Source organism: Arthrobacter sp. 7Tela_A1 (assembly GCF_049311065.1).
In the GTDB taxonomy this organism is placed as follows: Bacteria; Actinomycetota; Actinomycetes; order Actinomycetales; family Micrococcaceae; genus Arthrobacter_B.
On record NZ_JAXIOO010000002.1, the window covers coordinates 72946 to 96872 of the forward strand.

A 23927-nucleotide genomic window follows, 5' to 3' on the forward strand; every position below is an offset into this window, starting at 1 on the left:
CGCGCTCCCTCACTGCGGCAGGCCGAGTCCCGGGGCGGGCAGCGGCAAGGCCCCCAAGGCCCCCAGCACAGCGGCGTGCAGCGGAGCGCGCCCGGTGGAATCCCCGGCCGCCACCTGCAGGTCGGCGCTGGCCTGGGCCGGATCAGCAGCTGCCCACCGCGCTTCCTGGGCAGCCCAGCGGTTCCAGTGGGGAGCGTAGGTATCGCCGTCGCGGGCCAGGGCCCGTTCCCGCCGTTCGGCTTCGGGAGCGTCGACCCACACCACTGCGTCCAGCAGCTGCCGCGCGGCGCGGTGGGACGCGCCCACTCCCTCGAAGATCACGATCTCTGCCGGCGCCGTGGTGCGCCGGAGCCCGTAGCGGCCTGCCTGCCAGTCCCAGGCCTGCCAATGCGCTACTTCTCCGGCAGCCAGCGGCTTCAGGACGGTGCTGCGGTAGTAGTCCATGCCCGCGGCAAGCCCGTCCCAGCCGGGATAGACATCCTCCAAATGGAAAACTCCGACGCTGCGGTGGGCGCGAAGCCGGGCAGCCAGTTCGCGTGCCAGCGTGGTCTTGCCCGCGCCGGAGAATCCGTCGATGCCGATCAGCAGCGGGCGCGTGGACGGTCGCGGCATCAGGGACCGTCCGCCAGTGCGCTGCGGACGAAGTCCACGACGCCGGGAACGGCGGCCATGATCAGCGCGTAGGAGGAGTCAAAGCCGGACATGTCGCCGTACCAGGGGTCCTCGATGCCCTGCTGCCGGGGCGGCAGGCCGGCGGCTGCCGGATCGAAACTGCGCAGCATCCGGATTTTGCCGCGGTCCCGGGCCGGCGCTTCGGCCTGCAGGTGGGTGAAGTGGCCATAGTCCAGAGCCAGGATGAGGTTGCGGTCCCGGTACCATTCCGGTTCAAAGGCCCTTGCCCGGAAGCTGTCCAGGGCGGGTTCGCCGAACCCGTTCTTCTGCAGTTCGGCTGCGGTGCGGGGGTCCATGGGGCGCCCGGCCTCCCACCCGCTGACACCGGCCGAGTCTACGGTCACGCCCTCTTCAAGTCCGGCGTCGCGGAGCGCCCGGGTGAGGCAGAACTGGGCCATGGGGGAGCGGCAGATGTTGCCGGTGCAGACCGTGATGATGCGGTACATGGTTTAAGCGTACCGACGGAGTACTCAGGCCCGGGCCAGCAGCTCTCCGCTGGGCATCAGGAACCAGCCGTCCTGCGCCTCACCCCAGCGCAGCCACCCGTCGGCGATCCGCTGCAGGTCTTCCTGTGACAGCCCAAGGTCCAGGGCCTGGTCAGCGAAAGCTGAATGCAGGACCCGCTGCGACCAGGTGCCTGCGTGCCAGCGCCGCCGTTCCTCGCTGGCGTACAGCCAGTTCGACGACGATGCTTCCACCTCGGTGAACCCCGCTTCCAGGGCCCAGCTCACGAGCCGCCGGCCTGCGTCGGGCTCGGCCCGGTTGCCGCGGGCAATGCGCTGGTAGGTTTCCATCCATTCGTCCAGTTCCGGGACCAGCGGGAACCAGCTCATGGCGCGGAAATCAGCGTCGCGCACTGCCACGATGCCGCCGGGGCGCGTGACCCGGCGCATCTCATGCAGCGCCGCCACCGGGTCGGTGAGGTGCTGCAGGACCTGGTGCGCATGCACGACGTCGAAGGTGTCGTCAGCGAACTCAAGATCGTAGACATTCCCCGGGGTGAACTCCGTGTTGTCCGCGCCGCGTTCGGCCGCGAGCTGCCTTGCCTGCGCCAGCACTTCTTCGGACCGGTCCAGGCCGGTCACCTGCCCGGGCGCCACCTGTGCGGCGAGGTCCACGGTGATGCTCCCCGGGCCGCAGCCCACGTCGAGCATCCGCATCCCTGCTGACAGATGCGGGAGGAGGTACGCAGCGGAGTCTTCTGCGGTTCGCGTGGCGTGTGCGCTGACGACGCTGCGGTGATGGCCGTGGGAGTAAGTGTCCTGGGGCATAGCAGGACGATACGCCGCACGGGCGGTACGTGTCCTGCTTTCGGTCATGCGGTGTCACACTGCCGGACGGGTTCAGAACTTGAGTCGTGCCGACTCAAGTTTGTTGACAAAAAAGCACGCCGCGGTAAAGTTGAGTACAGAAGGCTCAATATGCGCTGCGGCGCGAGTGGTGGCCGCTGCCGGCGTCTTTCGCAGGCAGCGGGCCATCGATTTCCAAGGAAAGAGGAAGCAAATATGTCACGTGCAGTAGGTATCGACCTCGGAACCACGAACTCCGTCGTCTCCGTCCTCGAAGGCGGTGAGCCCACCGTTATCGCCAACGCCGAGGGTGGCCGCACCACCCCGTCGGTTGTTGCTTTCGCCAAGTCCGGTGAGGTCCTGGTCGGCGAGATCGCCAAGCGCCAGGCCGTCAACAACATTGACCGCACCATTTCTTCCGTCAAGCGCCATATGGGCACCGACTGGAGCGTGGACATTGACGGCAAGAAGTACACCGCCCAGGAAATCTCTGCCCGTATCCTGCAGAAGCTGAAGGCCGACGCCGAGTCGTACCTGGGTGAAAAGGTCACTGACGCCGTCGTGACTGTCCCCGCCTACTTCAATGACGCCGAGCGCCAGGCAACGAAGGAAGCCGGCGAAATTGCCGGCCTGAACGTCCTGCGCATCGTGAACGAGCCGACCGCCGCCGCACTGGCCTACGGTCTGGACAAGGGCAAGGAAGATGAACTCATCCTGGTCTTCGACCTCGGCGGCGGCACGTTCGACGTCTCCCTGCTCGAAGTCGGCAAGGACGAAGACGACTTCTCCACCATCCAGGTCCGCGCCACCGCAGGTGACAACCGCCTCGGCGGCGACGACTGGGACCAGCGGATCGTTGACTACCTGCTGGCGCAGGCCAAGGCCAAGGGCGCAGACCTGTCCAAGGACAAGATTGCCCTGCAGCGCCTGAAGGAAGCCGCGGAGCAGGCCAAGAAGGAACTGTCCTCGGCTACCTCCACCAACATCTCCCTGCAGTACCTCTCGGTCACCCCCGAAGGTCCGGTCCACCTGGACGAGCACCTCTCCCGGGCCAAGTTCCAGGACCTCACCAAGGACCTGCTGGACCGGACCAAGAAGCCGTTCCACGACGTCATCTCCGAGGCCGGCATCAAGGTTTCGGACATCGACCACATCATCCTCGTCGGCGGTTCCACCCGTATGCCTGCCGTCTCCGAGCTCGTCAAGGAACTGGCCGGCGGCCAGGAGCCGAACAAGGGCGTCAACCCGGATGAGGTTGTTGCTGTCGGTGCCGCACTGCAGGCCGGTGTGCTGAAGGGCGAGCGCAAGGACGTTCTGCTGATCGACGTCACCCCGCTGTCCCTCGGTATTGAGACCAAGGGCGGCGTGATGACCAAGCTGATCGAGCGCAACACGGCCATCCCGACCAAGCGCAGCGAAACCTTCACGACTGCTGATGACAACCAGCCGTCCGTGGCGATCCAGGTCTTCCAGGGCGAGCGTGAGTTCACCCGGGACAACAAGCCGCTGGGCACCTTCGAGCTGACCGGCATTGCGCCGGCTCCGCGCGGCGTGCCGCAGGTTGAGGTCACCTTCGATATCGACGCCAACGGCATCGTTCACGTCTCCGCAAAGGACAAGGGCACGGGTGCCGAACAGTCCATGACCATCACCGGTGGTTCTTCCCTCTCCAAGGAAGACATCGACCGCATGGTCCGGGAAGCTGAAGAACACGCTGCCGAAGACAAGAAGCGCCGCGAGGCCGCCGATGTCCGCAACTCCGCCGAGCAGCTGGCCTACTCCGTGGAGAAGCTCCTCACCGACAACGACGACAAGCTGCCCGAGGACGTCAAGTCCGAGGTCAAGGGCGACGTCGACGCGTTGAAGAAGGCGCTGGAAGGCACAGACAACGACGACGAGGTGAAGACCGCGTTCGAGAAGCTGCAGGCTTCCCAGACCAAGCTCGGCGAAGCCATCTACTCGCAGGCACAGGCTGCCGGCGACTCCGGTGCAGCAGGCGGGTCCGCCGCGGGTGAAGGCACTCCGGGCGGCTCGGACTCCAACGATGAGGACATCGTGGATGCCGAAGTCGTTGATGACGAAGAAAAGAAGTAATCATGGCTGCTGAAAACGACAACGGAAACCAGACCCCCGGCGGCGAGCCGGAGGAGAACCAGGAACCGCAGTCGCAGCAGGCTTCTTCCTCCGAGGCCGGCGCCGCGCCGGCTGCGGAGGGAAGCAACGCCCAGGGAGATGCATTGTCCCAGGCGGAGGAAATCCTGAACAGTGCGGGCGCCGAGGCACCTGCTGAAGCTGGATCTCCCGAAGCCGCGGAACTGCGCAACGACCTGCTCCGCCTTCAGGCGGAGTACGTGAACTACCGCCGGCGTGTGGAGCGGGACCGTGATGTTGCCCGGGAAATGGCTGTGATCGGAATGCTCAATTCGATCCTGCCGGTCATGGACGACATCGATGCGGCCCGCCAGCACGGGGACCTCGCCGAAGGTCCGTTCGCGTCCATCGCCGTCAAGCTGGAAAACACGCTCAAGGGTTATGGCCTCGGCCGGATCGATGAAACCGGAGTGGAGTTCGATCCGAACATCCATGAGGCACTGATCCAGCAGCAGAGCCCGGACGTGCAGTTCGACACGGTGACGCAGATCCTTCGCACCGGCTACAAGTCGAACGACCGTGTGCTGCGTGCAGCACAGGTCATCGTTTCCGTACCGGAGCAGTAGTCCGCATGCCCGGGACCGCCGTTTGGCGGTCCCGGGCATCTCCGGTGGATCTCCGGTTTCCAGCGCACCACAAGCACCACACACAGAAGGGGACACCAATTGGCTAGTCAGGATTGGGTCGACAAGGATTTCTACAAGATTCTGGGTGTTCCCAAGGATGCTTCCGACGCCGACATCAAGAAGTCGTACCGGAAGCTGGCGAGAAAGTACCACCCGGACCAGAACCAGAATGATCCGGCGGCGGAAAAGATGTTCAAGGACGTTTCCGAGGCATACTCCGTCCTGTCCGATGCCGAAGAACGGCAGCAGTATGACGCCATCCGCGCGATGGGGAGCGGCGCCAGGTTCTCGGCAGGCGGCGGCGCAGGCCCCGCAGGCGGAGCCGGCGCCGGATTCGAAGACATTTTCGGCGGATTGTTCGGGCAGTCTGCCGGACGCAGCCGCACCCGCAATACCTACAGCACCGGCAGCAACATTCCTCCCGAGTTCGCTGACCTGTTTGGCGGCGGCGGCTTCGGCGGGGGAGGCGGGTTTGGCTCGGCTCCGCCCCAGAAGGGCGCCGACCGGACGGCCAGCACCACCATTTCCTTTGCAGGGTCCATCAATGGAACGGTCATTGGCCTCCGTGAACCCAGCGGGGAGGTCGTGGAGGTCCGGGTTCCCGCCGGCGTCAAGGACGGCCAGCGGATCCGGGTGCGCGGCAAGGGCCAGCCCGGCGCAGCGGGCAACGGAGACCTGATGGTCACCGTGCACGTCACGCCACACGACTTCTTTGTGCGGGACGGCAACAACATCCGGATCCACGTGCCGGTTTCCTTCCCGGAAGCCGCCCTGGGCGCCACGATCGAGGTCCCGACCCTCACGGCGGACAGGGTCAAGCTGAAGGTCCCCGCAGGAACCCCCTCCGGGCGGACCCTCCGGGTCAAGGGCCGCGGCGTCCACACGTCCAAGGGCGACGGCGACCTGCTGGTGACCATCGACGTCGCCGTTCCGTCGCATCTGAACAAGGACGCCAAGGCTGCGGTCGAGGCGTTCGCCGCAGCGACCAAGGGCGAAGACCCGCGGGCCGGGCTCGCAGCGAAGGCGCGCCTCTAGGGGCAGCGGCTGCACGACCGGCGGCACGGCTACTATGACAACAACCAGGCAGAGAAGGAGAGGGCAATGGGCATCGACGTCAACGCACCCATCTTCGTGATCTCTGTTGCCGCTGAGCTGGCCGACATGCATCCGCAGACCCTGCGCCAGTATGACCGGCTGGGGATTGTGAGTCCGAGCAGGGCCCCGGGCCGGTCACGCCGCTACTCCCAGCGGGACATCGAGATGCTCCGTGAGGTCCAACGGCTTTCGCAGGAGGGTGTTTCCCTCGAAGGGATCAAGCGCATCATGCAGCTGCAGCAGCAGGTCTCCGGGCTGCGCGAACGGGTGGACCAGCTCTCCGCCGAGCTGGACCAGATCCAGCAGCGCAGCAGCGACATGGGCCGGATCTTCGCTGCCGGGTTGGCGGGCGACGTCGTCACGCTCAACCGCGGGCAGCGGCCCCCGGCAGCCAAGCCGGCCGGCAAACAGCTTGGGCTCGCGACCCTGGTGGCGCGCAGCCGGCGGGTCATGGCGCTCCCGGCAGGCAAGGGCCACGCGGTGGAAACCGAACTGGGTTACACCGCAGACCGGGGCGACTTCTTCCGCTCCAGCCAGGGCTAGCGGAAACGGCGTCCCTGATCCCTCCGGTTTGCCCACACCGCGCCGGCGCACAGCAGGGCGGTCCAGGCAAGGAAGCAGACGACCGAGGTTGCGGGCAGGGCTTCCCCGGACAACGCTGAGACGGAAATATCACGCGCGGCCCGCGACGGCAGGAACTGCGAGAAGGTGTTCAGGCCGGGTGAGAAGATCTCCGGCGGAAGCATCATGCCGCCGGCGAAGGCCAGCGGAAAGAAGACCACCTGCGTCACCGCAATGGCCACTTTGGACGTGCACAGGTAACCGACCAGCAGTCCAAGGAACAGGAAGGGAAGCCCGCACAGCAGCCACACCAGCACCGAGGCGGGAAGGCGCCACCAGGACAGGGTTCCGTCCATGTAAAGCTGCAGTCCGGCGGTGGTGGTGGCACCGACCGCCAGCACCGGGATCAGCGCGAAGAACGCGAACATCATGGCGGTGACTGCCCGTGCCACGGTGGCAGGAAAGGCGCCGACGGGCAGCGTCCGGACGTAGCTGCTCCAAGGATTGGCCCGTTCCTCGGCCACGCCTATCCCGTAGTTGAACAGGAACGCGCTCATGACCCCGAAGACTGCCAGCTGGGCGATCGCCATCAGCGAGGCCTGCGGGTTGGACGTTACCGCGGTCTGCGGCAGCACGAAAAACACCAGGGCCAGGGTCGGGAAGACCGTGGAGGACAGAACGGCCACCGGGATGCGCAGCTGTTCGAGGACCTGGGCCCTGGTATGAATGCGGACCAGCTCGAACAGCGGTTTGCTGGCCGCCGGGATGGTGGGCGGGTGAACTGCCTGGGTGCCGGTCATCGGCTTGCCTTCCGTTCGGCGGTGGAATGGGTCAGCGAGATAAAGGCTTCTTCCAGGCTGGCGGCGTGCACCTCAAGCCCGCGGAAATCAACGTTTTCCTGCACCAGCCTGCGGACCGTGTCATCGGCGTCGTTCGTCAGTACCGTGGTGGCACCTGAAGCTGACAGGCTGGCCGACACGGTATGCGGCTGCGCCGCGAAGTACGACGGCGGCAGGGACGTGTGGAATGAGACGCGGCTGACGCTGACCCTGCTGCGGATGGCATCCACATCGCCGTCGGCCACCACGGAGCCGTCGTTGATGACCACTACCCGGCTTGCGAGTGTCTGGATCTCATCGAGGTAATGACTGGTGATCAGCAGCGTTCCGCCGCCTGCCCGGTAATCCGCCAGCCGTTCCCACAGGTTCTCCCGCGCCTCCACGTCCAGTCCGGTAGTGGGTTCATCCAGAATCACCAGCCGCGGGCGCCCTACCAGGGCCAGTGCCACCAGGAGGCGGCGCTGCTGGCCGCCGGAGAGCCCGCCGCACTGCTTGCCGGCCACGGCGCCCAGCCCGAATCCCTCCAGCAGCTCCGCGGTAGGCACTGGATCGGCGTAGTGCGAGCCGACGAAATCCACCGTCTCGCGCACCCGCAGGGTCGCGGGTACCGAGGTAGCCTGGGGCGTTGTGCCCAGGCCCTGGCGTGCCGGCGGGTTCCGGGGATCCTGGCCGAAGAGTTCCACCCGGCCGGAGTCCGGCTGCCGCAGCCCGCTGAGCAGGTTCAGCAGCGTTGATTTGCCGGCACCGTTGGGCCCCAGCAGGCCAACCGTCTCCCCGGCCGTGACGGAAAAGTCGACCCCGTCCAGTGCGGTCGTTGAGCCATAGCTCTTGCTGACGCCGTAGGCGCGGGCCAGGACGTGTCGTGTACCAGTGGGAAGAGCGGTCATCGGAGTGTCTCCTCGGGACGGGACCGGACGGGACGGGGCTCGGCGTGGCTAAGAGAGCCCGGAGAGCAGGTCGTTCAGGTTCTTGCGGTAGCGCGCGTAGGCAGCCCGGCCCTCGGGAGTGATGCCGACGTACGTGGCGGGAGTGCGGCCCTCGATGGTCTTGGTGACTTCCGCATAGCCGGCCGATTCAAGCTTGCGCAGGTGGGTGGAGAGGTTGCCTGCCGTCATCTCCAGCATCTTCTGCAGCTTAGTGAAGGCGATCTGGTTGTTCTCTCCGACTTCGTTGAGCATTGTCAGGGCGCGCAGCCGGGATTCAGCGTGGATAACGGGGTCCAGTTCAGGCATGGGACGGTCCGCTCCGGCGCCGGCGGGTGCGCAGATGCTCGACGACGGCGCCGGCCAGCATCCCGGTGGAGCCCAGGAAGAGGAAGACGGCCAGGAAGTACTCCGGGCCGGAGACCAGCGCGGCAGTGGTGACGACCAGCAGCCAGATTCCCAGGAAAGACTGTGCGCGGTCGTTGAAGGTTGTTCCTCCGGTGATGTACAGCAGTCCCACGATGAGGATCGAAATGCAGTTGATGAGCATTCCGCGGAGCCAGAAATCGTCGACCGCCCTGCCGATGACGGCGCTCAGCGCTCCCATGACGGTGAATCCGAGGGCCCAGGCCGTTCCGTACATGGCGCCTTGGAAGGCAGACTCTCCGCGCAGGCCGCGGCTGCCGCGAACAAAGATCACGATGGTGGAGGCGGTGGCAGCCGCAAGCGCTGCAGCGAGGATGATGAGCGCCGTCGTCGGTTCCAGCGGCAGCCAGTCCTGCTGCGTGCCCCATAAGGCGCCGTACCCGACGATCCAGGTGACGCCCCACAACAGGTAGACCAGTGCCGTGTTGCCGGTGAGGCCGCGGCGCGCGGACCGTTCGGCGTCCTGCACTACGGCCAGCGCCGCCCGCAGGTCCAGTGACTCATCCGTCGGTGCAGGCGGGGTGTTTCCCGAAAGTGAACTCATGCAAAGTAGTTTGCATCACAAACTGCTTTGTGGGAAGGGGTTTTGCCGGTCATTTTTCGGAGTGTGCCGATACGGGGGAGTGCCGGGCCGCCGGCTCAGTGGCTGGCGCCGCTCTCCGGGCGGAGTCGGATCAGCCGCTGCGAACCGTCTTCCCGGAGTTCGGCAAGATCCGCGTGCGACGAGAGGAAGTCGGTGAAGGACCGAAAACCGAGGGGCTTCTCATTGAAGGAAGGGTCCATTCGGCGCATCTGGTTCTTGATCGTTCCCGTGTTCAGCCATTCGTCGGCGTCGCCCTTCGCATGGCCGATCTGCAGCGCGCGCACCAGCAATTCCGTGGCCAGGGTCTGTGGATCAATATCCTCGGCCGGGTCGGCTTCCTCGAACTGCATGTCTTCGGTGTGGGAGAACATGGGGATCGTGGTGAGCTTGCGGGGCGTGTCCGGGGTCTCGCGGGGAGCCTGCGCCGGTGCCGGCGATTTCCGATCCGGGGTTGGCCGCTCCGCAGCTGCAGCAGCGGGTGCCCGGTCGATGCCGGGCAGCGAATCGTAGTCTTCGAACTCGTCGCAGGCTGCTGCGAGGGACGTGCTGGTGGAGCCGGCAACACCGATGCCCACCACGAAACGGCCCAGGCGCTTGGACTTCTGGGCCAGGGCAATGTAGTCCGAATCCCCGGCAACAATAATGACGTGGGTGAGGTCGGGGAGGCGGAACAGGTCTTCGACGACGTCCACCGCCAAGCGGATGTCCGCACCGTTCTTGGTTCCCCGCGTGGTGGTGGTGAACAGCTGCGTGAGGTCCACGGCACGGGACATCAGCTGACGCTGGTAGCTGGCGTTGACCGGCACGGACCAGTCCGCATAGGCGCGGTTGACAACCAAGGTGCCAAAGGAGGCAGCGAAGTCGATGATGGCGTTGAAGTCGACGGTCGCAGCGGTGAGCTTGGCGCTGATTTCGGGGTCCGCGTCCCGGCTCGAGCGGTCGAAATCGCGGATGCCGTCACGCTGGAACGCGTTCCGGCCGTGCAGCTGCTGATAACGGGAGATAACGATGTTATCGAAATCGATGTAGAGGCCAACCCGCGCGTCGTTTGGTTCAGTCATGGGGAATCAGATCCGTCGGTAGGTCAGGTCGAAGATGAGGCGGTTTGCCTGGTGGGCCTTGTTCTCGAAGCTCGTGAGGATGCGGCCTTCGAACCGCGGGGCCCAGCCGCCGCGGGTGTCAGCGTCGTCGCAGGCTTCCTTGCCTTCCAGTCCGCGGGCGCGCACCTGGGTCAGCGGACTTTCGGCGCCGGCGCGCTCGCCGGCATGCAGGCTCTCGAAGGAGGGGCAGGCATCCAGGACATCGCGCATCTGCACCGCATAGTCGGACCAGTCGGTGGCGAGGCGCCACAGGCCGCCCGGGACCAGGGCCCGGGCCGCCAGCTCAGCGAAGGAATCCTTCACCATCCGGCGCTTGTGGTGACGGGTCTTGTGCCAGGGGTCCGGGAAGAACACCCAGAGTTCATCAACCGAACCGGCAGGCAGCATGGTGGAAAGGACCTCGGGAGCATTCGCCTGCACTACCCGGACGTTGGTCAGGCTCTTCTGCCCAATGCGCTGCAGAGTCTGGGCCAGGCCGGGAAGGTAGACCTCCACCGCCAGGTAGTTCCGGTCCGGGTCCTGCTCGGCAGCGTGGGTGATGGCTTCCCCGAGGCCGGAACCAATCTCGACGACGAGGGGTGCCTTGCGGCCAAAGGCGGCTTCGGCGTCGAACACGTAGCCCGGATCCACGGAGGTGTCGGACGAGACACGGGGGACGTCGATCACGAAGACGTCGGAGAGTTCGTCCCAGGCCTGCTGGCGTCGTCCCTGAAGCCGGGAACCCCGGCGGACGAAGGACACCGGCGCACGGAAATGCTGTGTTCCCGGGCCTTCCGCGCCGTCGGCGTCGTCAGAAACGGGAAGGGCTGGTTCAGTAGTCATCACCGTTAATGCTAACCGGGTGCTAAGGATGCGGCTGTCCCGCCGCGGGGCCGCCGATTAGGTTACTGGGGCTCATCCGGTAAACTGGGGCAAGTTGTTGCGACTGCCGCGCCTAAAAGCCGCGTGTGTAAGCAGCGCAACCTGCGTCGATGAACGCTTTCTTTTGTCCCGCCGGCTGAATCCGTTGGCCGAGGCGGTGGACACTGTCTGACTTTTCTTCGGCGAACCCTCTGCGCCACACGGCTTAGGGGGCCACTTACCGAAAGTTGCCGTCTTTTCATGACCACTTTTGCTGCACTTGGCGTACCCAAGGCACTTGTTTCCACCCTCTCCGCCCAGGGAATCGCAGAGCCGTTCCCCATCCAGGTGGAAACCCTTCCCGATACCCTCAAAGGCCGGGATGTCCTGGGGCGCGGCCGGACCGGTTCCGGCAAGACCCTCGCCTTCTCCCTGCCGCTGGTGACCCGCCTGGCGGAGGCCGAAGCTGCCTACCGCCGCCGCCCGAACCGCCCCCTGGGTCTGGTCCTGGCGCCGACGCGTGAACTTGCGACCCAGATCAACAACGTCATCGAACCCCTCGCCGCAGAGCTGGGCCTGAACACCACCGTCATCTACGGCGGCGTGTCCCAGCAGCGCCAGGAAAAGGCTCTGGGCGCCGGCGTCGACATTGTCATTGCCTGCCCCGGCCGGCTCGAGGACCTGATGAAGCAGAAGGTCATCAGCCTGGACGCCGTGGAAATCACCGTGCTGGACGAAGCCGACCACATGGCCGACCTTGGGTTCCTTCCGGTCGTCCAGCGCCTGCTGGACCGCACCCCGGAAAAGGGCCAGCGCATGCTCTTCTCCGCCACCTTGGACAACGGTGTGGACAAGCTGGTCCGCCGCTACCTCTCCAACCCGCTGACCCACTCCGTGGACGAGCCGCAGGCAGCGGTGTCCACCATGGAACACCACGTGCTGCTGGTCCAGGACCAGACGGCCAAGAAGCTGCTGGTGAAGGAACTGGCGTCCGGCCAGGGCCGCCGCATCATGTTCATGCGCACCAAGCACCACGCCCGGAAGATGGCCAAGTTCCTCACGGACAGCGGCATCCCCACCGTCGACCTGCACGGCAACCTTTCGCAGAATGCCCGTGACCGGAACCTGGCCGAGTTCGCCTCCGGCGACGTCCGCGTCCTCGTCGCCACCGACGTAGCCGCCCGCGGTGTCCACGTGAACGACGTCGAGCTGGTTGTCCACATTGACCCGCCGACGGAGCACAAGGCATACCTGCACCGCTCCGGCCGCACTGCGCGTGCCGGTTCGGACGGAACCGTTGTTACGGTGACCCTGCCCGAGCAGAAGGGCGAGGTATCCAAGCTGATGAAGGCTGCCGGCGTCGACGTCTCGATCGAGAAGGTCTCCCACAATTCCCCATCCATCGCCAAGCTCATCGGTGAGCGCGCAGCCGTAGTGGAGCCGCACGTCCGTGCAGCCCAGCTGGCCGCGAAGTCCCCGCAGCAGGGTGCAGGACGCTCCACCGGCGCCAATGCCCAGCGCAAGCGCGCAGCCCGTTCCGGCACCGGTACCCGTGCCGGCGGACGCGGCGGTGCAGGCGGCCGTGGACGCGTCTCGGCCGAGCGCACGGCATCCGCTGACGCGCCCCGCGCCCAGCGCAGCCCCGAGGGCCGCCGCGGATCGGCTGCCGCAGCCACTTCGCAGGGCCGCAACCGCCGTCCCGCCACCGGCCAGCGCGCCGGCGGCGACGTCGCGGCTGCCGGTACGCACCGCTCCGCCGGGACCCGTTCGGCAGCTCCGGCAGGCGCAGCCCGTCCGGCCCGCTCCTCCGGTCCCCGCCGCGCCACTGCACCGGCGTCGAACGAACGCCGCGGCCGCTAACCACAGCGCATCACAAAGGCCCTGTACCCGGTTTCGGGTGCAGGGCCTTTGTTATGTGAGGCTCAGTCCGTGTTCACCCAGGGCGGCTTCAATGATGTCCAGGGCTTTTGGTCCCACACCGTGCAGCTGGGCGAGCTCCTGCCGCGGCATGCCGGCAAGCTGGCGAAGCGTGGTGAAACCCGCGGCACCAAGCCCCCGGGACGCCGGCGCCCCGATCCGGGGCAGTTCGTTCAGTGACGTCGGTGATGTGCTCATGCCTTGATGCTAGGCAGGCCCGGACCCCCGGCACAGCCACCTTGGGGGTCTGAATGCGGCTTAGTCCAGCGGGTAGAAACTCACGACGGCGGCAAAACCGCGGCCGAGCACCTGGGGCCGGTCTTTCCCGCCGGCAACGGTGTCCAGGAGCTCGAGGTCTTCGGTGCGGCTTCCGCCATCAAGCACGGCCTTGGCAGACCCCTGGAGCAGCACCAGAAACTGGTCCGGGCCGAGGGACGGCGGATTCTTCTTGGACAGTTCCACCACCATGACGGCGGCTCCGTAGCTGTTCCGGTCCACGAACGTGTTCAGTACCGTCACCTCACCGGTGGGCAGGGACGCCTGAACCGGTACGTCGCCGGGGTAGCGAAGCGGGCGCAGCCTTTCCATGGCGTGCTCGGTGCCGTCCACGTTCAGGAGCAGCAGTTCGCCCTCCACCGGGACGGTGATCCGGTCCGTGTCCTCGAAGGATGTGAACGGGCCGGACTTCTCGATGGTTGCGGCGGACAGGCGCCAGCCGGGGGTGCCCGAGGGGCCGGCGGGTCCGGTGGCCAGATCCTTGGCACGTCCGGAATTGCTGCCCCAGGACCGGGACGGAAGAGCGGCGAAGCTCAAGACTGGAGCGGGCATGCTATTCGGTGAACGCCTGGCGGCGGCGTGCCGCGAGGACATGGCGGCGTGCGGCGTTGTTGATCAGGAAACGGCGGCCGGAGGTCTCTTCCGGCTCGATGCGGATGAAATGGTTTTTCTCGCCCACCTGCCAGGGGAAAAGCTCCAGCTCGGCCGAGTCCAGGACGTCTTCGACGGATTCGAGCCGCGATGCGTTCCCCTTCAGCACCACGCTCCAGGCGAAACCGAGACGGTCGTCGTAGCCGTCGATCTCGAAGGCAACGGGGGAGTCGGCCAGCGCAGCGGAGAGCTTGGTTCCCTCAGCACTGCGGAAGACCACCGTTCCGTGGTCCACGGCGAAATTGATCGGAAAGATCTCGGGACGGCCGCCGGAGACCACTGCGAGGCGTCCCACGTAAGACTGGCGGATGTAGTCCCAGCATTCGCTGGCTCCGAGCTCGACGGGGACCGTGGCATCATCATTGGTTCGCGGCATGCCCCCAGTCTAGGCATACCCGCGGCGGCCCGGGAAAGAGAGCCGGCCGTGACTCCACAGGACATCTGGAGAACAATAGGGTCATGAAGGCAATCCTGAACGTCATCTGGCTCCTGTTCGGCGGTGTCTGGCTGGCCCTTGGCTATGTGGCCGCCGGCATTGTGTGCTGCCTGCTGATCGTGACCATTCCGTTCGGCATCGCGTCTTTCCGAATCGCGTCCTACGCCCTCTGGCCCTTTGGCCGCACCGTGATCGACAGCGGGCGGGGGACCGGGGTTCTTGCCACCCTCGGAAACGTGATTTGGCTGGTCTTCGCAGGCATCTGGATTGCCATCGGGCATGTCCTGACCGCCATCCCGATGTTCATGAGCATCATCGGCATTCCGCTGGGCATTGCGAACCTCAAGATGATTCCTATTTCGCTGGTTCCCCTCGGCAAGCGGATTGTTCCCACCTCGGGGCCCGGACTCGTTCCCTACAACTCCCGGACGCCGTACGCTGCCTATCCCGGAGGCCCCGGGCCGGCTCCCTTCGGCCGCTAAGGCCTAGCCGGCCACCGCGGCAAGGAAGATCTCAAGCAGGAGGGCGGCTGCCGAGTCCGGGTCCGCTCCGCCGTTGTCGATAAACACTGCGACGGCGAGGTCGTCGTCCACCGCGAGGGCCCAGGAATGCGTACCTTTCCCGGACTCCGAACCGGATGTCCCTGCCATCATCTGGGCGCCGCCTCCGGGCGACAGGAGTGCGCGGCGGAGCTTCGCAGCTTCGCCGGAAGTAACAGAATCAGTGTCTGGACTCTCCGCGGGTTCAGTGCCGGGAGTGATCAGCAGGGGTGCGACGCGTTCTCCCCGTGCCATTGAGGCGCCTGCGACGGCGACGGCCAGCGGTGAGAGCCGCACGTCGCCCTGCCCGGCCAGGACGGCAGCCTGTTCGGCCTGGGCACCTGCCTCCGGTACGGATCCGGCTGCTGCCGCCGTTCCCAGCCGCCATTCGGTTCCAATTCCGAGGGCACGCGCGGCGTCGGCCACGCTGTCGGGCGAATCCTCGCCGCCACGCTGCTCGGCCAGGCCTGTGACGAGCTCGAACATGGAACCCGGAGGATATTCGCCAAGGAGCGCGGTCTGCGCGCCTTTGCTCCCGGGCCCGTTGGCAGCTGCAAGGATGCCGCCGGTGGAGGGCCGCACGGCAACCAGGGCAGCCGCCGAGGATTCGTTGGCAAGCGCGGATTCCGCCAGTGACTGAAGACCGGGATCCAGAGTTGTCTGCAGCGGCTCCCCGGGTTCAGCAGGCAATTCGAAGAGGGGTTTCGAGAGGTCCTGTTCGGCGTTGGCGATCCTTACCGTTACGGCGGCGGCTCCGCGCAGCTGGGCATCGTACTCTAGTTGCAGGCCGCTGAGTCCGGCCTCGTCGCCCGGAGCGAGTTCTCCGTTGGTTGCCGCGATCAGCTCCTCCGGAGCGGTGCCGACGGCGCCGAGCAGCGGTTGGGCAAAGGACGGATAGGAGGCCAGGGACTGGCGTCCTGAATGGGTGGCAGCACCTGGAATGGTGGCAATGTCCGCTTCGAAGGAGGCTGCAACACGGTCCTTGCGCAGCGTGTTGGCCTCCACGAAGTCCCGCGGTCCCGCAGCCAGGACCTTGGCCGAGTAGGCACCGGGGTCCAGCTCCAGGTAACGGGCAAGATAGTCTGCCCAGGTCGCGTATTCCCGTTCTGTCAGGACGGCTTTATCGATGCCGACATGCCAGACAGGTGTATCGCGCACCAGCACCGCATTACGTGCCCCGAGGATGTCTGCACGCGGAGCGGTCGTTGTCTGCCGGACCAGCCGTTCGCCGGGCTTCAGGTCCGCGTGGACGGTGGTGGAACGGAAGCGGGTTTCCCACTTGTTCTGCGCACCAAGCTGAAGGGTGACATTGGTGGAGTAGGTGTAGTCGGTATCGGACGCGTTGACGTCCCAGACCCAGTCCAGGGTGGCTTCTGCTTCGTTGCCGGAGATCTCCTCGACGCCTGCAACCGTGACGGTCGGTTTAAGCGGAGCCATGCCCCCGACCAGATGCGCCAGCATGCCGTTGACGGCGTCCACGGTGGAACTGGCGAACAGACCACCCGAGACATCCAGGCGGGACAGGCCGTCAGCAAGCATGCCGGCGGTGTCCTCGGGCGCGGGGCGTTCGGTGGAGGCGCACGCTGCAAGGGAGCAGCCGAGTACCGAAACGGACAACAATGAAGCAAGCAGGCGGTGTTTCCCCATCCGCAAAGGCTATCCGCGGCCGGACCGAATCTGGACAGAGGGGGTGCGAATTGGCCCGTCGGAGACCGGAATCGTTGCCGCGCGGGAAGAGGCCCGGGAACCGCGGCGCTTAGCCGGCCAGTCCGTCCAGGAACGCCTTCATCACCGGTCCGCCGGAGGTGGAACCGAGTTCGCCCTCTTCAATGAACAGTGCGACGGCGAGGTCCCCCTGAATCGCCACAACCCAGGCGTGGGTACGCGGCGGGGTGGCGCTGCCAAACTCGGCGGTGCCGGTTTTCGCCAGGACGGGTTCTCCCGGAACGCTTTGGAGCAGCTGCACTCCGCCGTCCGTCACCACCGAGCGCATCAGGGAGCGGAGCGTCTCTGCTTCCGCAGCGGTCAGGGGAGCGGTTTCCGGGGCGGCTGAACCGGACGCAGGGGCGGAGGGCTGAGAAGCCTCATCTGCGGGCTGGACCAGGGCAGGAGAAACACGTTCCCCCTTGGCAACCGACGCTCCGGCAATCGCCAGGGCCAGCGGACTGACCAGTACCTCACCCTGCCCAATCATGGATGCCGCGTGGAGGGTGCCGTCAGCCGCTTCGGGGACGGAACCAAAGTAGGCCGGCGTGCCGATCGAGGCGGCCGCTCCAAGTCCCAGTGACTGGGCAGCGGAGGCGAGGTCCGGCTGGGCTACCGTTCCGCGGGCGTTGATGAAGGCTGTGTTGCAGGACTGGGCGAAGGCCTGGCGCAGCGGAATCTCTCCAAGGTACTGGGCGGGATAGGTGCTCGCGTTGTTGAACAGCCGCCCGTCCACGTTCAGTTCCTCCGGGCAGGAGACTGCGGTCTCGGGGGCTGAGCCGGAGCGGAGCATGGCCAGCGATGTCGCCATCTTGAACGTGGAACCGGGCGCATACTGTCCCAGCAGTGCGGTCTGGACTCCTTCGCTTCCCGGGCCGTTGGCCACAGCGAGGATGTCCCCGCTGGATGGCTGGATGGCCACCAGGGCAGAGGCCGAGGGCTCGTCTTCCAGCACGGATTCCGCGAGGTTCTGCATCCGCACGTCCAGCGTTGTCTGCAGCGGCTCGCCGCTGGCCTGCTCGGACTGGAACAGGGGTGCCGAAGGGACATCTTCGGCATTTACTGTCCGGATGACTACGCCGTCGGTGCCGCGCAGCTGGTCGTCATGCTGCTGCTGCAGCCCGGACAGTCCGGTGACATCCCCCGCGCTGAGGGCGCCGTCGGAAGCCTCAATCAGCTCCGCAGTGGCCTGGCCTACTGAACCCAGCAGGGCACGGGCGAAGGTGCGGGTGGGCGCCAGGGGCAGGCTCCCGGCGATCGCCGCGGCGCCGGGAATCTCTGCGACCCGTGCCTTGAACTCTTCCGGCGGGGCGACAGCATCCTGCCGCAGGGTGATGGCCTCCACGAATGCTTCTGCTCCGGCGGCCTCTACCTGCGCCGTGTAGGCAGCAGGGTCCAGCTCCAGGAATTCCGCGAGGCGGGCGGCCGAGGCTGCGAGTTCTTCTGCTCCGACCCAGGTCTTGTCGATCCCGACACTCCAGACGGGGCGCTCCGTCACGATGACCTGTCCGTCCGCTCCGATGATGTCCGCCCGCGGGGCGGGGGTCACTTCGCGCACCAGGCGGTCACCGGGCGCCAGCTCGGGGTGGACAGCCGTGGGCGTGAATTTCACCTGCCAGACGTCCTCCTCGTTCCGCTGGAGGGCGACCGTTGTGTCATAGCTGTAGTCCGTCTCCGCGGCGTTCACGTCCCACACGTACTTCAGGGTGGCCACGGCTTCGTCATCGGCAGTCTCTTCCACCGAACCGACTTCAACCTTGGGCGTCAGCGGGGCCAGTCCGGCGGTCCATTCCGCCAGCTGGGTGTTCGCTTCCTCGGGGGAGGCCTCCAGGAAGGAGCTCCCGGAGACATCGAGCCGGGAGAGTCCTTCGGCGAGGGTTCCGGCTGCGTCGTCAGGGGCGGGACGGTCCTCTCCGGAGCACGCTGCGAGCGAGAATCCCAGAACCGAGAACGTCAGGACGGCGGCAGTCAAACGGTGTTTCCCCATCCGGACAGGTTACCGGGAGAAAAGCAAAACCGGACACGGCCGCGGCCGGGGCAGCGGCCGTGCCCGGTTCGCGGACCGGTGGAACCTATGCGGTTATTACCGGAGCGGCAGCTGCCGTCCCGGTGCGGGCTTCGCGCACCAGCTCGGCGCAGCGTTCGCCGATCATCATGGTGGTGATGTTCGGATTGACGGTGGTCAGTTCGGGCATCACGGACGCATCGGCGACCCGCAGGCCGGTGACTCCCTTGACCCGCAGCTGCGGATCCAAAGGCGCCATCGCGTCGTCGTGCGCTCCCATCCGTACCGTTCCGGCCGGGTGGTAGACCGTGTTGTGGGTCTTCCTGATGTACTCGGTGATTTCCTCATCGGTCTGGACCTCAGGGCCCGGGTAGAGCTCCCGGCCTGCCCATTCGGCCATGGCTGGGCTGGCAACGATCTCCCTGGCCTTCTTGATGCCGTACACCATCACCCGCATGTCATGCGGGTCGGTGAAGTACCGGGGATCCACCATCGGCTTGTCGCGGAAGTCCCGGCTGCGCAGCCGCACGGTGCCGCGGGAGCGGGCGTGCGTGACGTTGGGAGTCAGGCAGAAACCGTTCTCGGTGGTGGGGTAGCCGTGCCGCAGGGTGTGCATATCGAACGGAACCGACCCGTAGTGGAACATCAGGTCAGGACGGTCCAGACCGTCTTCGGTAGGCGTGAAGATGCCGATTTCCCACCACTGGGTGGAGGTCTCGGTCATGGGCTTCTTCGCTTCCCACTGGATGACACCCTCCGGGTGGTCCTGCAGGTTTTCGCCAACCCCGGGGGAGTCAACGCGGACGTTGATGCCGTGCTGTGCCAGATGTGCGGCCGGGCCGATGCCGGAGAGCATCAGCAGCTTGGGTGAATCGATGGCACCGGCGGAGAGGATCACCTCGGTGCGGGCCGTGAGCGTGTGGGTCCGGGCGAACTGTCCGTCCACCACATCCACCCCGGTGCAGCGGTTGTTCTCGTCGAACTTCAGTTCACGGGCGCGCAGCCCGGTGAGGAGGGTGAAGTTGTCCCGCTCCATGATGGGGTGGATGTAGGAGACCGACGACGACGAGCGGGTGCCGTCGGCACGGCGGTTGATCTGGAAGAAGTTCGCACCGTTGATGACGGTTTCTCCGGTGTTGAACTTCGCGCGCGGGATGCCGGCCTGCTCACAGGCGTCCAGCAGGGCCACCCCGCAGGGATCATTGGCAGGTACGTTCATCAGGTGGACGGGCCCGTCGGAGCCGTGGTGCGGGGCGTCCGGCCCGGCGTCCTCATTGCTTTCAAGCTTCTTGAACAGGCGGAAGGCCATTTCCGAGTTCCATCCCTCGGCACCGAACCTGGTTTCCCATTCGTCGATGTCCTCGCGCGGAGCCCAGAAAGCGATGCAGGAGTTGTGGCTGGAGCAGCCGCCCATGACCTTGGCGCGGGCCTGGCGCATGAAGGAGTTGCCGTTTTCCTGGGGTTCGATCTGGTAGTCCCAGTCATAGCCGGACTCGAGCAGTTCCATCCACCGGTCCAGCTGGAGGATCTCCGGGATTCCGCGGTCATCCGGCCCGGCTTCCACCAGGGCCACCTGGGCGGCGGGATCCTCGCTCAGCCGAGCGGCGACGGCTGCTCCGGCGGAGCCTCCGCCGATCACGATGTAGTCGAAGTCTGTCTGCTGCAGATCAGTCACGGGACTAGCTGACCTTTCCATGGTCGGTGAACCATCCGGTCACCTGGGGATTGATGTTCTGGTAGATGTGTTTGGCTTCCTGGTACTCGCCCAGCCCGGTTGGTCCCAGCTCGCGGCCGACTCCGGAAGCACCGAAGCCGCCCCACTCAGCCTGCGGCAGGTAGGGGTGGAAATCATTGATCCAGACTGTGCCGGCCCGCATCCGGCGGGCTACGCGCTGGCTCTTGCCGGCATCCTGCGACCAGACCGCTCCGGCCAGCCCGTAGCTGGTGTCGTTTGCGAGGGTGACGGCTTCCTCTTCGCCGTTGAACGTCTCCACGGTGACCACCGGGCCGAATGCTTCATCCAGCAGGGCAGAACTGCCGCGCTTGACGTTCTCCAGCACGGTGGGGGCGTAGTAGAAGCCCTTTTCCAGTTCGCCGGTGCCCCAGGTTCCTCCGCAGCGGACCGTGGCTCCTTCCTCGACGGCCTTCTGCACATAGGCAGTGACCTTGTCCCGGTGCTGCGCGGAGATCAGCGGGCCGGTCTCGGCGGCTTCATCGAACGGACCGCCCATCCGGATCTGTTCGGCGCGGCGGACCAGTTCAGCAACAAACCGCTCTGCGATCGGTTCTTCCACGATCAGGCGGGCACCTGCGGAGCACACCTGGCCGGAGTGCACAAACGCGGCGTTCAGCGCGTTGTCCAGGGCTGCGTCGAAGTCGGCGTCGGCAAACACGACGTTCGGGTTCTTTCCGCCCAGCTCGAGAGCAACCTTCTTCACGGTGCCGGCGGCGGCAGCTGCGATAACCTTGCCCGTCGCAACGCCGCCGGTGAAGGACACCAGGTCGACGTGGGGGGATTCGGCCAGCGGTGCGCCTGCCACGGCACCGGCGCCGAGCACGAGGTTGCCCGTTCCCCGGGGCAGGCCCAGGTCCTCGAGGACCTTCATCATGAGGATTGAGGTGGAAGGAGTCAGCTCGGACGGCTTCAGCACAAAGGTGCAGCCGGCGGCCAGCGCGGGAGCGATCTTCCACGCAGCCTGCAGCAGCGGGTAATTCCACGGTGCGATGAGCCCGCAGACGCCCACGGGCTCGTATTCAATCCGGGAAACTACCTCGGGATTGCCCGCATCGACGATCCGGCCGGCATTCTGTCCGGCGATCTTGCCGAAGTAGGTGAAGCAGGCCGCAATGTCATCCATGTCGATTTCGCTCTCAACCAGCCGTTTGCCGGTGTCGAGGGTCTCCGCGCGGGCAAACTCGGCCTTGCGGGCTTTCAGCTCGGCGGCGATGCGGAGCAGGAAATCTCCGCGCTCCGGGGCTGGAACGGCAGCCCACTCCCCGCGGTCAAAGGCGGAGCGGGCAGCGGCGATGGCCTTTTCGGTGTCGGCACGGGTTGCCTCTGAGACCGTGGTGACCAGCTCGCCGTCTGCCGGATTTCGGATGTCCCGGGTGCCGCCGTCGGACGCCGGAACCCAGGCGCCGTCGATGAACAGGGTTGCAGTGTTACTCATGCTTTTTCCTCCTCGCCGACAAAGTCGGCTTCCCAGTTGTCCTTGACGACCGGGTCTTCGGTGATTGCGGTATTGCCGGGCACCTCACGGTTGAGGTGCAGGAAATGCAGGTGCTGTTCGTAATGGTCCAGGACGTCAGTGATCAGCTGCTCTTTCGTGTAGCCCATGACGTCGTAGCCGTGGCTGCCTTCCAGGGAGAAGACTTCCATGCGGTAGTACTTGGTGTCGTTGGAAGCGCTGCGCAGGGCATAGGAGGGCGTGTCGTACTGGACCGGGTAGACCTGGTACTTGAACGGACGTTCCTCACCGAGCCCGACGGTGAGGTCCACGGAGCGGATGTTGTGGGACCCGCAGGCGGTGAGGGAAAGCGTGACCTCCGCCCCCTGGGCCACGAGTTCATCGTGCACATCGGAGAGGGCCGGGTAAGCCACCGTGTCCACGAAGCGGTCGGCCTGCTTCGGGCCGGGGTAGGTCATGGCCCGTGCCAGGCGCTGCCGCCAGGACCGCCCGCCGCGCGAGTCCCCGCCGCGGCCGGCGATCATGCCCGGCAGTGAGGCGCGGAAGCTGGCGGCCAGTGAGTTTTCCACCCGCAGCGCCTTGTAGGTGCCCAGCATGATGAACAGCAGCAGGATGGACAGCGGAAGGCCCATGATGATCGTGGCGTTCTGCAGGGTGGCCACACCGCCCACCATCAGCATGGCCAGGGTCAGCAGGCCCGTGATGACTGCCCAGAAGACGCGCATCCACTTCGGGGCATCCGAATCCGCGTCCTTCAGGTGGGAGGTGAAATTCGCCATCACCAGAGCGCCGGAGTCGGCTGAAGTGACGTAGAACAGCAGTCCAGTGAAGGTAGCGATCGCTGCTGTCAGCGGGACCCACGGGAATTGTTCCAGCAGGCCGTAGAAGGCTCTTTCCGGCTGGTTCATGGCGACTTCGCCGAAGGCCGCATTGCCGCCCATCACGAGTTCCAGGGCGCTGTTGCCGAAGATCGAGATCCACAGCAGGATGAAGGCGAAGGGCACGATCATGGTGCCCAACACGAACTGGCGGATGGTGCGCCCGCGGGAAATGCGGGCCAGGAACAAGCCGACGAATGGCGCCCAGGCGATCCACCAGGCCCAGAAGAACAGGGTCCAGCCGGACAGCCAGTCGTCCGGCCGGTCATAGGCCATCGTGTCCAGGGTCATTGACGGGAACCGGCTCAGCACGTCACCGATGTTCTGCACGATTCCGTCGAACAGGAAACCGGTCTTCCCGGCAACCAGGATGAACAGCATCAGTCCCAGGGCCAGGATGACGTTGAGCTCGGACAGCCTGCGGATGCCCTTCTCCACCCCGGAAACCACCGAGACGGTGGCCATGACGACGGACAGCGCGATCAGCGCGATCTGGATGCTGACGTTCTCCGGCACGCCGAACATGAAGTTCAGTCCGTAGTTCAGCTGGACGACGCCGATGCCCAGTGAGGTGGCGATGCCGAAGATCGTGCCCAGCAGTGCCGCGATGTCCACGCCGTGGCCCAGGGGGCCGTCGATTTTCTTGCCGAAGATCGGATACAGCGCCGAGCGGATGCTCAGGGGCAGGTTGTGTCGGTAGGCGAAGTAGCCCAGGGCCAGGCCCATCAGCGCGTAGAGCGCCCAACCGGTGATTCCGTAGTGGAAAAGCGTCCAGACGAGGGCTTGGCGGGCGGCTTCAGCGGTGGAGCCGTCGCCCACCGGCGGGGCCAGGTACTGGGTCACCGGCTCAGATACGGAGAAGAACATGAGGTCGATGCCGATGCCGGCCGCGAACAGCATTGCACCCCAGGTGAACAAGCCGAACTGCGGTTTTGAATGGTCAGGTCCCAGTTTGGTCTTGCCGACGCCCGAAAGGGCTATCACGAGGACAAAGATGACCACCAGGGTAACTACCAGGAAGTAGTACCAGCCCATGTTGGTGGACACCCAGCCCACCATTGCCCCAATGACCGTTTCCGCGGATTCGGCGGAGATCATGGCCCATAGCGCGATCGCGGTGATGCCGACGGCGGAACCGATGAAAACCGTCTTGTTCATCCTGGTTTTAGCCGGCTCGACGGTCGGCAGTTCAGTTTCCGGAATCTTGGTCATCGTGTCCTTCACCAGG

22 protein-coding genes and 1 pseudogene are annotated in these 23927 nt (G+C 65.9%); 6 read left to right on the forward strand and 17 right to left on the reverse strand.

The window, feature by feature from the left end; all coding sequences use genetic code 11:
- Positions 1 to 9: 9 nt before the first annotated feature.
- Genes TVB01_RS01255 through TVB01_RS01265 form a run of 3 tightly spaced genes read right to left on the reverse strand, consistent with a single transcriptional unit; the run spans position 10 to position 1943 of the window.
- Positions 10 to 612 (reverse strand): uridine kinase family protein, encoded by a 603-nt coding sequence (locus tag TVB01_RS01255; RefSeq protein WP_422453491.1) that lies wholly within the window; start codon positions 610 to 612, stop codon positions 10 to 12.
- Entirely contained in the window at positions 612 to 1118 is a 507-nt protein-coding gene (locus TVB01_RS01260; protein ID WP_422453493.1) for a low molecular weight protein-tyrosine-phosphatase, read from the reverse strand. The genes TVB01_RS01255 and TVB01_RS01260 overlap by 1 nt, the downstream gene beginning before the upstream one ends.
- A 24-nt stretch (positions 1119 to 1142) precedes the next feature.
- Positions 1143 to 1943, reverse strand: a complete 801-nt coding sequence (locus tag TVB01_RS01265) for a methyltransferase domain-containing protein (protein ID WP_422453494.1) — start codon at positions 1941 to 1943, stop codon at positions 1143 to 1145.
- Between the two features lie 234 nt (positions 1944 to 2177).
- Here TVB01_RS01265 and dnaK point away from each other — a divergent pair, with 234 nt between their 5' ends.
- From dnaK to TVB01_RS01285, 4 genes and pseudogenes are all read left to right on the forward strand, one after another.
- On the forward strand, positions 2178 to 4055 hold the full coding sequence (dnaK, locus tag TVB01_RS01270) for a molecular chaperone DnaK (RefSeq protein WP_422453496.1): 1878 nt from the start codon (positions 2178 to 2180) through the stop codon (positions 4053 to 4055).
- A gap of 2 nt (positions 4056 to 4057) precedes the next feature.
- Positions 4058 to 4678, forward strand: a complete 621-nt coding sequence (locus tag TVB01_RS01275) for a nucleotide exchange factor GrpE (protein WP_422453498.1) — start codon at positions 4058 to 4060, stop codon at positions 4676 to 4678.
- A gap of 99 nt (positions 4679 to 4777) precedes the next feature.
- Positions 4778 to 5773 carry a DnaJ C-terminal domain-containing protein gene (locus tag TVB01_RS01280; RefSeq protein ID WP_422453500.1) on the forward strand — a complete coding sequence of 332 codons (996 nt, stop codon included), beginning with the start codon at positions 4778 to 4780 and terminating at the stop codon, positions 5771 to 5773.
- Between the two features lie 66 nt (positions 5774 to 5839).
- Positions 5840 to 6217, forward strand: a pseudogene (locus TVB01_RS01285) (heat shock protein transcriptional repressor HspR); the annotation flags it as partial.
- A 155-nt stretch (positions 6218 to 6372) separates the two neighbouring features.
- Here TVB01_RS01285 and TVB01_RS01290 read toward each other — a convergent pair.
- From TVB01_RS01290 to trmB, 6 genes are all read right to left on the reverse strand, one after another.
- Complete coding sequence (locus TVB01_RS01290; protein ID WP_422453502.1) at positions 6373 to 7194, reverse strand: ABC transporter permease; 822 nt, start codon at positions 7192 to 7194, stop codon at positions 6373 to 6375.
- Entirely contained in the window at positions 7191 to 8120 is a 930-nt protein-coding gene (locus TVB01_RS01295) for an ABC transporter ATP-binding protein (protein WP_422453504.1), read from the reverse strand. The genes TVB01_RS01290 and TVB01_RS01295 overlap by 4 nt, the downstream gene beginning before the upstream one ends.
- A 48-nt stretch (positions 8121 to 8168) precedes the next feature.
- Positions 8169 to 8465 carry a transcriptional regulator gene (locus TVB01_RS01300; protein ID WP_422453505.1) on the reverse strand — a complete coding sequence of 99 codons (297 nt, stop codon included), beginning with the start codon at positions 8463 to 8465 and terminating at the stop codon, positions 8169 to 8171.
- Entirely contained in the window at positions 8458 to 9126 is a 669-nt protein-coding gene (locus TVB01_RS01305) for a hypothetical protein (protein WP_422453507.1), read from the reverse strand. The genes TVB01_RS01300 and TVB01_RS01305 overlap by 8 nt, the downstream gene beginning before the upstream one ends.
- Before the next feature lie 95 nt (positions 9127 to 9221).
- The gene (locus TVB01_RS01310; RefSeq protein WP_422453508.1) at positions 9222 to 10226 is read right to left on the reverse strand and encodes an NYN domain-containing protein; all 1005 of its coding nucleotides are present in this window, start codon (positions 10224 to 10226) and stop codon (positions 9222 to 9224) included.
- 6 nt (positions 10227 to 10232) lie between these two features.
- Positions 10233 to 11087 carry a tRNA (guanosine(46)-N7)-methyltransferase TrmB gene (trmB, locus tag TVB01_RS01315; protein ID WP_422453509.1) on the reverse strand — a complete coding sequence of 285 codons (855 nt, stop codon included), beginning with the start codon at positions 11085 to 11087 and terminating at the stop codon, positions 10233 to 10235.
- Positions 11088 to 11366: 279 nt separating this feature from the next.
- Here trmB and TVB01_RS01320 point away from each other — a divergent pair, with 279 nt between their 5' ends.
- Entirely contained in the window at positions 11367 to 12965 is a 1599-nt protein-coding gene (locus TVB01_RS01320; RefSeq protein ID WP_422453511.1) for a DEAD/DEAH box helicase, read from the forward strand.
- Positions 12966 to 13016: 51 nt separating this feature from the next.
- Here TVB01_RS01320 and TVB01_RS01325 read toward each other — a convergent pair whose 3' ends face one another.
- The 3 genes from TVB01_RS01325 to TVB01_RS01335 are packed head-to-tail and all read right to left on the reverse strand — an operon-like array spanning position 13017 to position 14325.
- Positions 13017 to 13220: a hypothetical protein gene (locus TVB01_RS01325; protein WP_422453512.1), complete on the reverse strand. Its 204-nt coding sequence runs from the start codon at positions 13218 to 13220 to the stop codon at positions 13017 to 13019.
- Between the two features lie 60 nt (positions 13221 to 13280).
- Entirely contained in the window at positions 13281 to 13850 is a 570-nt protein-coding gene (locus TVB01_RS01330) for a HutD family protein (RefSeq protein ID WP_422453513.1), read from the reverse strand.
- 1 nt (position 13851) lies between these two features.
- Positions 13852 to 14325: a pyridoxamine 5'-phosphate oxidase family protein gene (locus TVB01_RS01335; RefSeq protein ID WP_422453514.1), complete on the reverse strand. Its 474-nt coding sequence runs from the start codon at positions 14323 to 14325 to the stop codon at positions 13852 to 13854.
- Between the two features lie 83 nt (positions 14326 to 14408).
- Here TVB01_RS01335 and TVB01_RS01340 point away from each other — a divergent pair, with 83 nt between their 5' ends.
- Positions 14409 to 14867, forward strand: coding sequence for a YccF domain-containing protein (locus tag TVB01_RS01340; protein WP_422453516.1), 459 nt, complete (start codon positions 14409 to 14411; stop codon positions 14865 to 14867).
- Between the two features lie 3 nt (positions 14868 to 14870).
- On the opposite strand, the gene TVB01_RS01345 is transcribed toward TVB01_RS01340, so the two are convergent.
- The 5 genes from TVB01_RS01345 to betT all read right to left on the reverse strand — a co-directional run bounded on the left by TVB01_RS01345 (position 14871) and on the right by betT (position 23911).
- Positions 14871 to 16571: a hypothetical protein gene (locus TVB01_RS01345; RefSeq protein WP_422453517.1), complete on the reverse strand. Its 1701-nt coding sequence runs from the start codon at positions 16569 to 16571 to the stop codon at positions 14871 to 14873.
- A 109-nt stretch (positions 16572 to 16680) separates the two neighbouring features.
- Complete coding sequence (locus TVB01_RS01350) at positions 16681 to 18615, reverse strand: penicillin-binding transpeptidase domain-containing protein (protein ID WP_422453519.1); 1935 nt, start codon at positions 18613 to 18615, stop codon at positions 16681 to 16683.
- 85 nt (positions 18616 to 18700) lie between these two features.
- The gene (locus TVB01_RS01355) at positions 18701 to 20308 is read right to left on the reverse strand and encodes a GMC family oxidoreductase (RefSeq protein ID WP_422453521.1); all 1608 of its coding nucleotides are present in this window, start codon (positions 20306 to 20308) and stop codon (positions 18701 to 18703) included.
- A 4-nt stretch (positions 20309 to 20312) separates the two neighbouring features.
- Entirely contained in the window at positions 20313 to 21803 is a 1491-nt protein-coding gene (locus TVB01_RS01360; RefSeq protein WP_422453523.1) for an aldehyde dehydrogenase family protein, read from the reverse strand.
- Positions 21800 to 23911 carry a choline BCCT transporter BetT gene (gene betT, locus TVB01_RS01365; protein WP_422453525.1) on the reverse strand — a complete coding sequence of 704 codons (2112 nt, stop codon included), beginning with the start codon at positions 23909 to 23911 and terminating at the stop codon, positions 21800 to 21802. The genes TVB01_RS01360 and betT overlap by 4 nt, the downstream gene beginning before the upstream one ends.
- Positions 23912 to 23927: the final 16 nt, after the last annotated feature.